At 51.2% G+C, this 14769-nt stretch carries 16 protein-coding genes; all 16 read right to left on the bottom strand.

Annotated elements, in window-relative coordinates; all coding sequences use genetic code 11:
- Positions 1–313: 313 nt before the first annotated feature.
- The gene (locus MHB64_RS09895) at positions 314–2413 is read right to left on the bottom strand and encodes a hypothetical protein (protein ID WP_341134304.1); all 2100 of its coding nucleotides are present in this window, start codon (positions 2411–2413) and stop codon (positions 314–316) included.
- A 22-nt stretch (positions 2414–2435) separates the two neighbouring features.
- A complete protein-coding gene (locus MHB64_RS09890) occupies positions 2436–2840 on the bottom strand; it encodes a phage tail fiber protein (RefSeq protein ID WP_341134303.1) in 405 nt (134 codons plus the stop codon).
- Between the two features lie 69 nt (positions 2841–2909).
- On the bottom strand, positions 2910–3458 hold the full coding sequence (locus tag MHB64_RS09885; protein WP_341134302.1) for a phage tail domain-containing protein: 549 nt from the start codon (positions 3456–3458) through the stop codon (positions 2910–2912).
- Positions 3455–7222: a hypothetical protein gene (locus tag MHB64_RS09880; protein WP_341134301.1), complete on the bottom strand. Its 3768-nt coding sequence runs from the start codon at positions 7220–7222 to the stop codon at positions 3455–3457. Before MHB64_RS09880 ends, MHB64_RS09885 begins: the two co-directional genes overlap by 4 nt.
- A complete protein-coding gene (locus tag MHB64_RS09875; RefSeq protein ID WP_341134300.1) occupies positions 7219–7620 on the bottom strand; it encodes a hypothetical protein in 402 nt (133 codons plus the stop codon). Before MHB64_RS09875 ends, MHB64_RS09880 begins: the two co-directional genes overlap by 4 nt.
- Before the next feature lie 6 nt (positions 7621–7626).
- Positions 7627–7797, bottom strand: a complete 171-nt coding sequence (locus tag MHB64_RS09870; protein WP_341134299.1) for a hypothetical protein — start codon at positions 7795–7797, stop codon at positions 7627–7629.
- 131 nt (positions 7798–7928) lie between these two features.
- Complete coding sequence (locus MHB64_RS09865; RefSeq protein ID WP_341134298.1) at positions 7929–8363, bottom strand: hypothetical protein; 435 nt, start codon at positions 8361–8363, stop codon at positions 7929–7931.
- A gap of 63 nt (positions 8364–8426) precedes the next feature.
- Complete coding sequence (locus MHB64_RS09860) at positions 8427–8957, bottom strand: hypothetical protein (protein ID WP_341134297.1); 531 nt, start codon at positions 8955–8957, stop codon at positions 8427–8429.
- Positions 8958–9020: 63 nt separating this feature from the next.
- Positions 9021–9401 (bottom strand): minor capsid protein, encoded by a 381-nt coding sequence (locus tag MHB64_RS09855; RefSeq protein WP_341134296.1) that lies wholly within the window; start codon positions 9399–9401, stop codon positions 9021–9023.
- Complete coding sequence (locus MHB64_RS09850; RefSeq protein WP_341134295.1) at positions 9401–9721, bottom strand: hypothetical protein; 321 nt, start codon at positions 9719–9721, stop codon at positions 9401–9403. Before MHB64_RS09850 ends, MHB64_RS09855 begins: the two co-directional genes overlap by 1 nt.
- Positions 9721–10110 (bottom strand): hypothetical protein, encoded by a 390-nt coding sequence (locus MHB64_RS09845; RefSeq protein WP_341134294.1) that lies wholly within the window; start codon positions 10108–10110, stop codon positions 9721–9723. Before MHB64_RS09845 ends, MHB64_RS09850 begins: the two co-directional genes overlap by 1 nt.
- Positions 10111–10124: 14 nt before the next feature.
- The gene (locus tag MHB64_RS09840) at positions 10125–10361 is read right to left on the bottom strand and encodes a hypothetical protein (RefSeq protein WP_341134293.1); all 237 of its coding nucleotides are present in this window, start codon (positions 10359–10361) and stop codon (positions 10125–10127) included.
- Between the two features lie 48 nt (positions 10362–10409).
- Entirely contained in the window at positions 10410–11528 is a 1119-nt protein-coding gene (locus MHB64_RS09835; RefSeq protein WP_341134292.1) for an SU10 major capsid protein, read from the bottom strand.
- Positions 11529–11591: 63 nt separating this feature from the next.
- A complete protein-coding gene (locus MHB64_RS09830) occupies positions 11592–12269 on the bottom strand; it encodes a phage scaffolding protein (protein WP_341134291.1) in 678 nt (225 codons plus the stop codon).
- Between the two features lie 88 nt (positions 12270–12357).
- Positions 12358–13197, bottom strand: coding sequence for a phage minor capsid protein (locus tag MHB64_RS09825; protein ID WP_341134290.1), 840 nt, complete (start codon positions 13195–13197; stop codon positions 12358–12360).
- Positions 13194–14756, bottom strand: a complete 1563-nt coding sequence (locus tag MHB64_RS09820) for a portal protein (RefSeq protein ID WP_341134289.1) — start codon at positions 14754–14756, stop codon at positions 13194–13196. Before MHB64_RS09820 ends, MHB64_RS09825 begins: the two co-directional genes overlap by 4 nt.
- Positions 14757–14769: the final 13 nt, after the last annotated feature.

The following is a 14769-nucleotide window of genomic DNA, read 5'->3' as shown; positions in this document are numbered from 1 at the left end:
TCGATGCTTCACATATAATACCACGGAATTGAAATTAGGAGGCTGTAATCAAGATAAATTATTCAAGGCTTAGCCTATAGATTTTCTTTTTTTTTGATTACATCCCTTCAGGTATGGAGATTCGAGCTAGCAGATTATAGCTGTCCCACCCATTAGTAAAATAAAGTGCTCCGATGAGTAGTCGGGTTCTATCATCATTAGTCGGTATATTTAAGGACATATCCGCATTCAACACTTAATCATATGTGTTCTCTTCAGTAGGATACTAACAGTGTGGCTTATTTACTTCCACTTCCGGCCCATAGAGATGAAATTAATATATCGACTTTTTCAGTAAATGAAAATTCCAAGATGTGTTAGGTACTTCTTGTTCCGTGGCACTTACATTTTTAAATCGAATCGTTATCATATCATTTTTAACGACATAGAGAGTATAAATAATAGCAGGGGATAATAAAGTTGTAGGAGATCCAACAATAGTATCAGTAACAGCAGCGCCAACGAACGGGACGTCTATGTCCGTATGACCGTTTGCTAATACCACAAAGGAACTTACATTCCGAGAACCGGAACTCTTCACGGAATTCAGAGCCCAAGAGCTCCACTGATTGGTCGATAACCAAGAGCGTGTGTATTCATTATGCGAATCATAGACTCGATACTTCTGTGTTATGAAACTACCCAAAGTAGATTCAATGTAATCAGTAATTAATATACCCGCCTTGCTTTCCGGGAATATATTAGCGGTAGCATGTGGCGCCAATATTTTCGTATACGTTATACAATCCTTTTTAAACGCGCTTGGTCCATCAATTGGTGTATAAGCGTTTGTCGGAGTGTTAATGATTCGAGAGGAACTTAATGCAAAATCCCCCCAATCATCCGAATCTGCCCTGACCGAACGAGTATAGAAATCATTACTTCCGTGTACGAAAAAGTGTTGTCTCTGCCTACCCCTTTCTGGTATTGAGTTGTCTGTTATAAGTGTCCCAACCTGCGCAGGAAATCCATTGCCTTGAAATATTTTTGTGATCGTAATTTGATTTTTTGGGAAACGATTAATCTTGTCGGAAGCAAAGTAAAAATTCGACGGGCTTGTAAAGGTCTTGACCTCCGTCTTACTACCTCTTAGTCCTAATGTTAATGGAGAGTATCCAGTAGTAAGCCCGACCTTATACTCGTTATTTTGGCTTATCGAACCGTAGTAGACGTACCACATATCTCCTACTTTTACACATGACGCTTTATACACTTGGCCGCTATCATGAAGGCCTTGGCCGAAAGTGGGCTCAATAATCTTGATAGCGCGAGAGTAATTTACATTGTCAAGTGAACTGCTGTAAAATACTGCGGTGTTCCCTCCAACTTTGGTGTAACAGTGCAGTGTAAGTTCATACTTTCCGTTTGTTACGATGGCGTCAACATGCCAAAAGTAGTAAGACGAATCAAGTGGGATATTAATCTGCCGTCTTCCCGTCCAATTCTTACCGTCGATGCTTTCGGCGTATATTATTTTATAGTCTGAACCGCTATTTGTGTCATACCACATTCGGTACTTGCCATCAAAGTACCGAATTGCGGGACTTCTAACAAGGTCAAAAGTTTGGTTTGTAAAGAGGAGCTCTCTAGCTGTCCAGTTCACCCCGTCGGTCGTTGTCCTGCGAAAAATATGCACGTTTGATTCGGACGTGGCGGCGCGATACCATAATTCCATAGTGTTCCCCCGCATGAAAATATGACCATCCGAGTTAAAAGTGCCTTCTCCAATGGTTATTAATGCACCAATTGGATTCGGCGCAGGCTCAGTCCAGGTAACATTATCGTTTGAAGCTACAATGCTGGGATTTTCTAGTTGGTTATCTCCAAAAGCATAAGGAGTGTGGCACATCCAAAACTTATACCCGTTCCATCCCTCAGGGAAATACAGGACACTTGGGTGAGTCGTCTGTCCGCTGCCTTCATACGTAGGTATATTGAGCGGTAATACCGCATTTGGTATTTTATTATATGCATTGTCCTCTGCGATGACCTGAAAGGGAGTTGTTGCGCCTGACGCAGCTTCCACCAACTGCGCATTAACCATCACCAGTTCTGCGCTATGCCCCGTCACATTCTCCCGCAGTGCATCCACATCGTACGCCGTAAAGTACCGCGCAACTCCTACGCCGATCGCCCACGCCTTCGCCGCTGTCCCGTTAAATCCGCGCGTTACTCCCGTCAGCGTATTTCCGCTTTTCCCTTCGTACCGCACCGTCTCTGCGCTCTCATCTACGCCGATTGTCGCAATATTCGGAGCGTCCGGTAGCTTCGACGCATCGAGCAACGTAATTGTCGTTTGAATATCCGTAATTGCTGCCGATAGTTCCGTCGCCGGACTGTTCGCGACCGCCGGAAACATTTCTTGTAGCGCCATCTATTTGTTCCCCTCTCCGTTATTATTGCGTGAATTTAACCGACGTACTTGATACCGCGAATCTCGGACGGTCGCCGACGAGTAATGTACGCGGATTATCCAGCGGTTTCGTCCACAGTAAAGACCCGCCAGTCGCCGCCGTACGTAATCCGATATGTGTTACGAGTCCCCAATCCGCAGTAGCAACGGGGAATACTACTTCCGCGGTATTCGCTACGGATTGTTGTCCGCTAACGAGCGCCGGCGCTCCGAATGTTACCACCTGGCGCGCGTATGAACCGCCGCTTACTTCCGTTCCGGTATCCGCCGCGGTTGGGTCCGACGTGTATAGCGCGATATAAATCGTTGATGGCCCGGTATAGGGAACATTACGTAGAGCCGCGTTAAGAAAAGCCGCTGATAGTGCGTTCGAAATTTGCATCGCCATTTATTCGATCTCCTCCGTTAGATCAACGCAAAAAGACGCCGGTTTCCCGACGCCTCTCGCGTTGTCTTTTTATTCGAGCGTATATTCGTTCGTTATCGTAAATCCGCGGACTATATTTCCGCCCGTATTCGTCAGCGTAATAACTGGCTGCGCATTAACGTCCGCATTCGATTCGATATCTACCGCTGTCGTCGACGTTGTTATCGTGTACTCCGTTACGGACTCGTTACCGGTCGGCCACGGATCATTCATGCGCAACTCTACGTCAATCAGCCGCGAACCGGTCGCACCAAGCGCCAGTGTTCCGGAATAAACTGCGCGATAGTACTTGTCCGGCATGTCCGCAAACTGTAGCGTAATCTCGCCGCGCTTCGCATTGAATGTTCGCGCCAAGTACGCCAGCGTCCGGTGAAACTCCGCAGCCGATGACGTTATCTCAAACGTTAAGCCGATCGTTCGCGCACCGTATGAGCCGCCGAAATCGACTACGCCATCTGTTCCCGCGAGCTTAACGGTGTTATCGTCCATTTCCGGCAGAACCGGCAAGCGCCGCTCAAATAACGAAGCGCCCACCGTTGATAGCCATACGCCATTTACCGCTACATCGTACGTAATCATCCGCCCTTCACTCCCATCGTTTGCAGGCGTTCTATGGCGCGTGCTCTTTCGTCGTAAACCGTTCGCATGTCCGCTTTATCCGCGATCTCTACGTCATTGACGCTCATGTCGATATGATTCGTAATATTCGTAGGAGCCGCTGGTGCAGATGGCGCTATATTAGGACGCTCGATCATTCCGAATAGCGTCGCCTGTTGCTGCGCGTTAAGCACGATCTCTCCCGCATGTGCTACGATCGGAACCGCTGAGCCCGCCGCGCCTTGAACAATGCCGCCCGTTGCGAAAGCCTGTAATGCGCCAGTATCCGCCGATACTCCGTAGAGTTTACGTAGCTCTTCGTTACGTGCGTTTAGTCGCGCCATTTCCGCCGTGTTGCCGCTCGTTTTAGCCGCTGTCCACGCGGTTTTATTCGCGTTGTACTCCGCAAGATCGGACGCCTTCTTCGATTCCGCATTTATTTGCGTAACTTGCGCCATCTTTGCGTTATACTGCGCAACGAACGAATCGAGCTCCGTAAGAATCGCGCTATTCGCGGAACCACTTACGCTAACACGATACGCCGCGATTCCGTCCTCTATCGACTTGATGTCGCCTGAGTACGCATCAAATGCCGCCGTGAGTACGTCATATTGCGCTTCGGCTGCGGTCTTCTCCGCTTCATACGCTTTCGTCTGCGCATCCTTTTCGTCCTTGAGCGCGTCTTGTTGATCTGCGAGCGTACGGTCGGTTAATTCGCGGTCGTGTTCGAGTTGCATGCGCGCGATCTCTTTAAGAAGCGCGTCACGTTCCGCAATTCCTTCCGGACCGACTGCGCTTGCCAATTCCGCCAATCGCGCTTGCTTCTCCGCTAATTGAGTCGCGTAATCGGCGTCAACATTGAGCTCTTTATTGGCGTCACGTAAGCGCTGAATCGCGTCAATCCGCGCGTCATAATCGTCGAGGGCAGCCTGCTTGCGCGCTTCGATCGCTTTGAGTTCCGCATCCTTCGCGTCCTTAATCGCGGCTTTCTGTTTTTTTACGAGATCGTCCGCTAGATCCTTCGTCAGCTTCGTTAGTGACTTGCGGAGATTGTAAAGTTGCTCGTCAGCCTGCGCATAATACTCCGAGTCCTTGGCGTATCGATCCCGTACGCGAGTCCACGCGTCGATCTTCATTTGCGCGATCTCCGTTTCCGATTTGCCTGCGTCAGACATGCGGCGTTCCTCTGCGCTAACCCACTTGGACGATGCGCTATACTGAGCACGTGCTTCCGCTTCGGTTGCGGTGGCTACGTTCTTACGCGATTGGCGGACTTGATCGTCGGCGGCGATATACTCTGCGCTATCCTTCGCGTAACGATTACGTAGCCGTGTCCAGCTTGCTAGCTTCATTTCCGCAATCTTTAGCTCCGACTTGCCGCTGTCCTCCATCCGTTTAGACTCCGCATCAATCCACGTAGTCGAAAAGTCATAGCGTGATTGGGCGCTGTCCTCCGATAACCGCTTAAGCTGCAACTGCAACGTACGCGCGTCGTCGATGGATTCCGCTAGAAACTTTGCGTGTTTCGCCTTAAGCGCGTCATACTTTTTAATCTGCGCGTCGGCGGTCATATCGTAAAAGTCAGCTTGAAACTGGACGGTCTTAAGATCGGCATCGTACGCAGCCTTACGCGCTTCGGCGGCAAGTTCCGCGGCTGTCTTACCCTTCGCTTTCTTTTCCTTCTTAGCTTTCGGACCATCCTGCGGAATAATATCCTTCGTAAACGTCTGAGCTCCGGCTTCCACTTCCGCCGCTAACTTCTCCATCTCGCGTGCTGCGTCCGAATATTTCTGCTGTTGTGCGAGCGCTAGATCCCGTCCCTGCTTCGCTTCCTCCGTAACTTTATTCGTTAGGTAATCGTTGTTTACGATATCCATAACGTTAGGCGTCTTACCGTTCATGCGCGCCTCGCCTTGCGCTACGGACTCCGCAAATGTTGCCGCTTTTGCTCCGGATACTTTCGCCATAGCTTCGATCAACAGCGTATAGTTCTTAATCTGTGTCTTGACCGATTCCTCTTGCGCCTTATTTTCCTTCGCGAAGTTACGAATCCGTGCCGCAGCTTGATCGGCTGCTAAGTCCGTAAATTTCTTATCCGCGGCGATCTGCGCGATAATCACGTCGATATTGTCCGCACGAATACGGCCATCCTCGCCTTGGCGCGCGTTCAGCTCCGGGTACTGTTCGATCAACTTCTCCGTTACGTCAACGAGGCGTCCTTTTTGCGAGGCGTCCAGCGTTTGGGAACCGGATAACTCCTTAAACTGCGTCGCTAATGCGCTCATTTGTACGAGCGTTGCCTTCTTCGTTGCGAGTGCGGTTGCTTCCGCTTTGTCTTGCGCGGATATTGAGTCTACCGAATACTTGAGCGCTTTGTTCATATCTTCGAGCTTTGACGTTGCGGCTTCAACACCGTCGAATCCCATATTGCGCAGCTTGTCGTCCATCTCACCGAGTGCTTCGTTAATGTCCAGTGCTTCCGACATCATCGCGGGATTCCCTAAACCTTTTTCACCAGCCGCTTGGATTTCGTTGAGGCGCCTTTCCATCGTTGCACGTTCGTTGAGTGCGTCCGTAAGTTCCTTCGTCTTAGCCGTGAGCGTTTCGATGTCTGCGGCTGATTGATCGACGGGCGCTTTATCGAGCAGCGTATTAAGTTCCTTCTGCGCCTTAAGCATGTCCTGCGTTGCTCTCACGTCTTCTCCCTTTTTCGCAACCAACGCGCCGATTCCGCCCGCCAATGCTCCGATAGCAACGATTGCTAATCCGATCGGCCCTGCGGAAGCTCCTAGCGCGACGATTCCCGCTTTAATAAGCGCCAAGGCAGGAGGTACAGTAGCTAGCACGGTAACAAACGCAAGCATTCCGGCTGTTCCCGTTGCAAGTCCGGCTACAAGCGCTTTATGTTCCGTTACAAAGTCCGCGAGTGCGATTATCGTTGGAGTCAGCGACTCAAGCGTTTTTTGCACAACGGGAGTAAACGACTCCCCGAGTGCGACACGTGCCTCGTTCGTAGCTTGCGCGAAACGGTTCTGTGTACCGGTGAATCCTTGCATCGCCTCATCCGCGTTCCCAGTAAAGATCGCGCCCTCACGCATAAATCCGTAGTACGCCGCTTGAATCTTTTCAGCGTCCGTTAATCTGCCCGCTGTTGTTCCAATAGACGCAGCGTATTCCGCTTGCATAACGGATAGATTCTTTGTTACGCCGACTGCGTCAGATAGTACGGAGTTACCGTTCTTGATACCATCGAGTGACGCTTGGATAGCGCCGCCCATCGTATAAAAGGACTGGCGGTTATATGCGGCCGAGTCCGCGAGCGAGTTGATAAGCTTCGTAGACTCTTCGAGATCAAGTCCGGAAGACATCGCGGTCTTGAACGCCAGCACCGATTCTGTGAGCGTTAAAAAACCGCGCTTGGCTAACTCCTGCGCGGCTTGTTGTGCGTCTCCCGTTTGGATGCCGAAGCCTTTCGCAACGGCGTTAAGTCCCTGGAACGCGTTATATAATTTCGTACTCTCCGCGACGACCGATTGCATCTCGCGTACAAGTTTCGTCAAAGCTGCGCCCGCACCGAGTCCAGCAAGCGCGGAGCCTAAGTTCCGCATGCCGTCTGCGCCGCGTCTACTTTGATCTTCAAGATCCTGTATCCTGCGCCGAGCCTCGTCGATATTCCGCCTAAACTCCGCAATGTCTAGTATAATCCGCGCCTGTATTTCACCTACGTTAGTACCGCCCGTACTCATCTCAACGCCCTCCTTACTGCATCCGCGATAAATTGTTTATATATCCGCTCATTCGTTCGGAGTGGTCGCGATAAGAACTTCGGACGAGTTCCCGGCGTCGTCGGATTCTTATACTCGCCCATTTCGTGTACGCGTAACGCATAGTTAAAGCGCGCTCCACTTGCGCCCGTTTCTGTTGCGGAGTAAAATACCTCACCGTATATCCGTCCGTCCCTATTCACGACTTCCTTACCGGCGGTCATCCGCAAAGTACCGGTATCTAACGGAGCCTCATTACGCGAAGCCGCGAGTAAGTGGTCGGTAGCATCGTGTAATCCGATAGTCGCCCCGTCGAGAACGCGCGTTTTCTGACGCTCTAAAAACTGACGTAGAGCCGCCGTTTCCATCCGAAAATCCACCGTCCGTCACACCCTCCCCGCGGTCATTTGATCGCGTAATAGATTAAATCCGGCCTCGTCAAACTTCGGCGTACTCTGCGTCGTGAAGCCCGCCTCACGTTGCAGACCCGTTGTAAACTTGTGGTAATCCTCTACGTTAGTCGTATGCGACATGACGTTAACGTTTAGCGCGTCCAATGTTTCGCCAGCCTTGCGCCGCTTGTCCGCATCCAGTACGTCGAGCAAGTCCATAACGTAATAGCCGCGCTCGAACTCAACTTGCGTTTTGCCGAGGCGTACGGCTGCGTCTATGAAAAATTCGTCTATCGTTACTCGGCGCTCGCTTCCGCTGTCCCCGTCTGCAGGTTCGTTAGTTGCAGAGCGCCTTGCACGTTTTTTAAGAGTCCACCGAAATTGTTAACGCGCGCAACGGCGGTAAAATACGCCATCAATTCGTCCGGCGCTACGTTAGCTTCTATCCACTCCGGTTCGAACTCTGTTAGGATACTGACTACGCGTACGATGTCGGTGAGTGCGTGATCTATAAACGCAAATAAGTAAGCTACGCGGTTGTCAGCCGGCGCCGCCATTACGCCCATAATTAATTCCGGCAGCATATTAACCGCGGCAAATAGTTCGCGCCATTGTCCGACCGCTACCTTTCGTACGATTACCGTTCTATCTCCGAGCTTAATTACGTTAGGGTCAATAACGATTTCTGGCGCGGGTAGTTCCGCTTTATCTGAACGCTTGAAAATCGGCATTATATTCGCTCCTTATAAAGAAATAGAGGCGCAATTAAGCGCCCCTTTGGTGTCGTGTGTATCTTACGGAGTTGCAGTAATCGTGTCGTCGCCCATGATAAGGATGACGCCATCTTCGTCCGGAGTTGAACGGAGTGTTACGTTCGTGATGCGTTCATTTTCGTTATTAAAAGAATAAGATACATCAGTCTCGCTGTACGCCAGAGGTAAGGTTAGCCAGAATTTTGGGTTTGTTCGGTGCGCAAGCGGTTTAATTACTGCGACCTTTGCAGTAGAGAGAAGACTTAAGCCTACGCCAGTTTTTACGACAACCTTCGAACCACCAGTACCCGTAACAATCTCTGCGCCGGTCATAATCTTCGGAATCGTGTCCAGGTCGTATTCACCGAACGGGACGGTTACGCTGACGTTACGGCCAGTAATGCGCTTATCGACGATAGTCTCTCCGGTCTGATCTGTCTTCTGTTCGCGGTATGTCGTTTCGGTAGTTAGTACGACACCGCCAATGGTCGTTTCAAACGTGACCATACCAATGCCCGTACCGTACTCAACGATTGCAGGGCCTATTTCGATCTTTTTGAAATCTTGAGCCATTCGTTATTTCCCCCTTTATTTTTCACAACAAAAAGAGCCGCCCAATTACGGACAGCCCTGCGTTTATGTCGATGTGGTAAGCGTAAAATTAACGGAGTATAGCGTACGGTTATTCGCATCGGGACCGAGATACCAAGGCGCACTCTGATCCGCCAGGCACTTAACTACGCGCGTTGTTCCGATCGTAAATTCCGTCTTACCATGTAGCGCCGCGAAGATATCGTTAGCCTTCGTTTCGGCCGTCGGCATAGACTTCGCGCGTATTACGACTTGTATTGACGGATAGGCAACGGATGACCACTCGCTAGGCGGCGGGCCGCCCGTTATCCGCGTATAAGCGCAATCGTCCGGATTCGCCGCTACAAAATCGTTGCCGACTACGGTGAATCCCGGAATGATTAAGCGGATAGCTGCGTTAACATCCGCGACAGTTAAGAGCGCCATTATACGTCCACCTCCGTTATTAGCGGCTTACCGTTGAGCGCCCGTTTTACGCTGATTGCGATTGGCGTGTACGTTGTTTCCGCTAATAGTTCGTTGGTGTACGTGAATGTGTCGCTGAGCGATATGTCCGGTAGCTTATCGAATATAAACGTGCCGACGCTAGCGACTTCGGCTCCGTGCTGATTACGTACAAGTTTAACGCCCTCGGAAAAGCGGCATTTCACCGCGTATGGGACGCCGGGAATCGGTTCGTTATAATCCGGATCGAAGCCGCCGACTGGCGTTATAATCACGGTCTGACGCAGCGGTATGATCGCCATTACATCGTCACCCACTTCGCGGTCTTGCGTCCGAGTTTAACTCCGCCGTTTTCGGCGCTAATGAGGTCGAGCGCAATATCCGGTATCCATGCGTCGAGGCCCGATTTCGCCCAATCCTTAAACGTAAAGTTTGCGACGCCCGTTAATCCGAAGCTCGCTACGCCTTGTTGCTGTAGCGCGTTCGTATCGTTAAATGCCGTTGCCAATTCGTTCGCATATTCGCACACAGCCGCGTCCGGTATCGTATATTGAGCGTATTTGTTCGTCAGCGTCCGTCCTGCCACGTTAACTATCCGTAGTTTTTTGGCGTCGTCTGCGTCCGTCCAATCGTCAATATTGATACAATTTACGCTAATGTACGTTGTTGCGTCTTCTACCGTAAGAGCCACGTAAACACCTCCGTTTATTTTGCGGAGGTAGCTTTACGAGTACGAGGCGCAGGTTTAGCGTCAGTTTCCGCCACCTTTTCGTCCTCTTTCGTTACCTCCGGTTCTTGCGTATCAATGCGCTTAATCCACGTTGGTACTAACGAGTCTAGTTGCACGATCTCGTCTACGTCTTCCGTCTCATAAACTCCGCTCACGCCGAAATCAATCTCTCCGACAATGGAGTAATGCGGACTTGCGGTATATTTCGCCAAGCTTCAATCACCTCCGTAAAGTAAAAAGGGGCCGAAGCCCCATGTAGATTAGCTAACCTTCGTGCTGATGTTCTCAAGGATGGCGATTTTCTCTCCCGCATTCTTGACGGTTACGCCGTACTCACCGCGAATCTGACGTGCTACAAAGTCAGCGCCGGGAACGGTTGCGTCAGTATCAAACAGACCGCGTCCATTCAGTGGGTCGATAGAAAGAATATCGCGGTCAAACAGTGCGATCTTATTCTTCGGGAAGTTCGGATCGACGATAACAGTAGCGACGGAACCGCCTACGATATCGGATACGAACGTTTGGATCTTGTGACCAGTCGCGGTATCAGTACGCTCAGTGCGAATAGTATCCGATGCAAACTTCGTAATCTGACGCGCGCCTGCGGTATTAGTCAGGATCGTGTTAGCGGAGCCTCCACGCAGATACATTTTTTCCGCAAGGTCATTCAGCAACTTCGGAGTGATTTCGCCGCCAGCCGCGTTCTCTTTAGCTGCGCCTTTCTTATCCGCAAAGTAAAGCAGACCGCCAGTTGTACGCGGAGTTCCTGCGCCAGCATCAATACGGCGTCCGTAGATCAACCAGTCGTTTTGCTCGCGCGCAATCTCTTTCAAACGGAGTTGGACTTGGTAGTCAAGCTCATTGGTAACGTTATAAGTGCGGACGTTTTGTTGCGTACCGGAAACAGCCGCATAGCGTTCGATAATCTGCGCGTAGTTGTAATCAACCAAGCGGTCGTGTCCTTCATCAACGCCAGGTAGCGCGCCTTCAAGTTGTGGACGGGAGACGATGCGGATTTCAGCGCCGAGTGCTACGGCTGAGGCAGTTGTACCGTCATATCCACGCACTACAGTAATAACGTCGCCCGCTACAGCTGTAACGCGTAGGTACTCTTCGCCAATTACGACGATCGCGTTAACACGGAATTTCAAACCGTCGCCTGCTGCGACCGTAATCGTATTAGCTCCAATCAGGGCAGCTTCTGCGGCTACAGCGCGGTTAGAGTTGAGGTTGTCCGACATCCACTCGTACTTCGTTTGATATAGCGGAGTAGTGCCGAGTCCGATAAGACCAAGCAACGTTGGAGAGTCTTCGATAATTAGAGAAATACCTGCTTCGAGCTGGCGTACTTGGTCTTGAAAGTCATAAGATTTTAACATTAATGAGTTCCCCCTTGAGTTTTGTTAAATTAAAAAAGGCCCGGAATTATCCGTAGCCTTGGCTTACTTCTTGTTTAATTTGTTTGAGATTTCAATAACCTTAGAAAAGTTCCTCGCCTTTTGTGCCTCTAGGAGTTGCGCCTCAAGCGTCTTTCTCTCGTCCTCGTCCGGATTACCTCCGCCACCGCCGCCAATAGGCTTCGGCTTTGTCTCCGCTACTAAGTATGGTTCCGCCACAATAAGCGCCTCGACCGCTTCTTTCACGCCGACCGGATTACCCTCGTCATCGACGGATGTGGCGCCTAAGTCCGCCAGTTTTAACGCAGCCGCCAAACGATCGGCTGGCACGTTCTTCTCGCGCGCTAACGCCCTAAACTCCGCGTTAATCAATCGTCTATTAGCGGCGGTTATTGCGGCAGTACCGCGATTCTCCGCTTCCTGCGCTTTAATGCGTGCAGCTTCGAGATCGGCAGTTAAGCGCTCCGCCTCTGTCAAGTCCGCTTTTGCGCGTTCAGCCTCCGCCAGTTCTAGCGCAGTCAACTTCGTTTTCAATTCGTCGTAATCTGCGAATTTCTCCGCTTTCTTACGTTCACGCGCGAGCCTGTCCGCTACGATTAAGTCGAGTTCCGCTTGCGTAAACGTCTTATCCGGTGCCGGCGGCGTTGGGTCCGGATCGGGATCGGCTTCCGCAAAGTGCTGCAGATTCATCGTATATCGTGAGCGTTTTAATTCGTTTTCCATCGTAATACCTCCGTCCGTTTTGAGCCCGTCGGCTATCGTATGTCTGACCGTAAAGTTTATCGCGTCAATTCACGTCTGGACGCGGAGCCTAGCGCTCCAATAGTTTCGGATCGCGTATCGCTGTTACAACGTGGGCGCAGCACGGATGAAAGATTTCATTGCGCGGTAGGTCCCCAATATAACGGTAATTCCCAGGCGCATCCGGCGTAAGTTTAACGATCATTCCTTCGTACTCGCGGCATTTATCGACCGCGTTATGCTTCGAAATCACGCCGTAATAAGCGCCGCGTCCTACCGCTTCGTTAATCGTTGACTCGCGCTGTGTCGTCGCCATCTTCGTACGAGTCAGCATCTTAACGTAATTTTCCGGAGCCCAGCGCCTTGAGGCCGCATCAATTATTCCGGTATCAACCGCGCTGCCTAACGTCTTCTTCATCCGCTGTAAAATGTCGGCGTTCAGCGTTCGATTACCGTTAATTCCGCGCGACAGATTAGCGCGCATTGAATCGGCGGTCGCTTGGCGGATAGCGAGCTTAACGCGGCGGTCTACGTTTTGTGTAACCGCAAGTAAATCCGCTTGTGTATCCGCAACGGCTGACGCGACAAACTCGCGATTGATTCGGTTAAACTTAACGATCTTCTTCGCCTCTTCTAACGTTTCAGCAGCGCCGAGGTTAACGATAGCGAGCGCGATGCCGTCCGTTGCTGCTAACGGTATGTGCTTCGCGACCCATTCGGCGGACTCCGTATTCAGCCCACGCAAAATAGCCGCAACCTCGGCGAGTGCGGCGCGTGAATTAGCGCGTGACATTGCGGTTAAATCTAAGCGTGATAGTTCCGCACTTATCGCGAGTATTGCGTTTTTATATGCGCGGACGAGGACGGCGACTTCGTAATTGTACGTTGGCTCCGGGATTAGCGGCGTCATTCGTTAAACACCGCTGAATCGACCGTGCCGAGCGTGCGTGACTCGTCCGCATCAATCCGCACTATAATTTCCTCCGCCATTGCGTCATCAACGCCGTCTAGCGTCTTGATTGCGTCGTGTACGGAAATCGTCGGCTTACCGCCCGTACGTATCTGCGCTACCTCTGCGGCTTCTTTTTCGTCAATAGGAACGCCATCGCGCCACTTGATACGCGGGTAGATCGGATCATACTTTTCGAAGCCGCTCACGCCTTCATTAGCGTAGTTTTCGAGCTGCATCGCGGTCCAAATAGCGTCACGTAAAGCGCGGTCAACGTGCGCGCGGATGCGGTTAACCTTCGCCAGGATCGGCATAAACCGCGCTTTAATTGCGCCGCTGTCCGTATGTGACGTGCCGGTTCCGCCTTTGTCCGAGGCGAGCGTTGTACCGAATAACCACTGCGGCGTTTCTGACATTTGATATACGAGTCCGAGTAATATGTCGAGCTCCGTAAACGCGGACGTTAGCTGGCCTTCCCACGTCATATAGCCGGGAGTTGCGTCTTCTTTGCCGACCGGGATATAGCGTCCAACCGAGCGTATCGTATTATCGGTACCATCGTCGTCTCCGATATCTTCCGGACCGTACATCCATGGGTCGCTGTGTTTCCAAAGGATATAATCTATCTGCGCTAAGCGTTCGTTAATCGCGCTAAGCACACTCTCTAATTTCTCGACGCCATTAATACCTTCCCATCGATCATCAACGCTTTTATACGGAATGTGGTGGATGAGTAATTGGTCCGTTCCCGTTGCCTCAATGTCTTCCTCGCGTCCAGTAGCTACCTTATCGCCGATTAAATACGTTGAGATCGGCACGCCCCAGTCGTTGTTTACGCCAGCCTCCGAAAGTTCATAGCGTTCATGCAAGATATATCCTGGAATATAGCGCTCGACTACGAGATAGGGCACGTAGGAAGCCGCCTTACCGTAGAGCCACCGTACGACCTTTCCGCCGGGTTCTTCGACCCAATCGACCCACGCGGCGTTAATCGCTTTGAATTTCTTACGCGAGCCCGTCGACAACTCCGGAAATACGATGTCCGCGCGTACAGATTCGATAATAGGTTCGAGCGTTGTTTCCGGCGCAGCTAAACCGAGTGCTTCCGTTTCGCTGACGTCGGCACGCGTATCATAGCGGACTTTAATAAACGAGTCGCCCCGGTAGCCGCCGCCTATAACGAGCTCGTGCGTCATTAACGTAATATCGTTCTCTTCGACGATCGAGTCGAGCCGCTCCTGTTCGCGTGAACCTGCGCCAGTTCCGGCTTCAAACGTTGGCGGCTCACCCGTTAGCAAATCCGCCGGCTTCGTCAGCAATATGTCCATGAGGTTAACCGCGATGAACAGCGTTTTAAGCTGCGCGGCGTGCGGCGTATCTTTCAGTAGCGATGACGCGCGATCGTATATTTCCGGATGTCGTCCGTCAAATATCGTGCGTCCGCGTTTATAGCGTGCAAGTCGCGGTATGTGAGACGGCGGCGGATAAATAGCGCCAGTCTCGAATAATTTCGTAGCCAAGTGCGTCCTCTCC

It is taken from the genome of Paenibacillus sp. FSL K6-2859 (genome assembly GCF_038008265.1).
In the GTDB taxonomy this organism is placed as follows: Bacteria; Bacillota; Bacilli; order Paenibacillales; family Paenibacillaceae; genus Paenibacillus_AQ; species Paenibacillus_AQ nitricinens.
This window is presented reverse-complemented; position numbering and strand designations above follow the sequence as displayed.

Bases quoted from the DNA above. Each gene is read 5' to 3' on its own strand.
- MHB64_RS09895 (WP_341134304.1), bottom strand. From the start codon at position 2,413: ATGGCGCTACAAGAAATGTTTCCGGCGGTCGCGAACAGTCCGGCGACG.
- MHB64_RS09890 (WP_341134303.1), bottom strand. From the start codon at position 2,840: ATGGCGATGCAAATTTCGAACGCACTATCAGCGGCTTTTCTTAACGCG.
- MHB64_RS09885 (WP_341134302.1), bottom strand. From the start codon at position 3,458: ATGATTACGTACGATGTAGCGGTAAATGGCGTATGGCTATCAACGGTG.
- MHB64_RS09880 (WP_341134301.1), bottom strand. From the start codon at position 7,222: ATGAGTACGGGCGGTACTAACGTAGGTGAAATACAGGCGCGGATTATA.
- MHB64_RS09865 (WP_341134298.1), bottom strand. From the start codon at position 8,363: ATGCCGATTTTCAAGCGTTCAGATAAAGCGGAACTACCCGCGCCAGAA.
- MHB64_RS09860 (WP_341134297.1), bottom strand. From the start codon at position 8,957: ATGGCTCAAGATTTCAAAAAGATCGAAATAGGCCCTGCAATCGTTGAG.
- MHB64_RS09855 (WP_341134296.1), bottom strand. From the start codon at position 9,401: ATGGCGCTCTTAACTGTCGCGGATGTTAACGCAGCTATCCGCTTAATC.
- MHB64_RS09850 (WP_341134295.1), bottom strand. From the start codon at position 9,721: ATGGCGATCATACCGCTGCGTCAGACCGTGATTATAACGCCAGTCGGC.
- MHB64_RS09835 (WP_341134292.1), bottom strand. From the start codon at position 11,528: ATGTTAAAATCTTATGACTTTCAAGACCAAGTACGCCAGCTCGAAGCA.
- MHB64_RS09830 (WP_341134291.1), bottom strand. From the start codon at position 12,269: ATGGAAAACGAATTAAAACGCTCACGATATACGATGAATCTGCAGCAC.
- MHB64_RS09825 (WP_341134290.1), bottom strand. From the start codon at position 13,197: ATGACGCCGCTAATCCCGGAGCCAACGTACAATTACGAAGTCGCCGTC.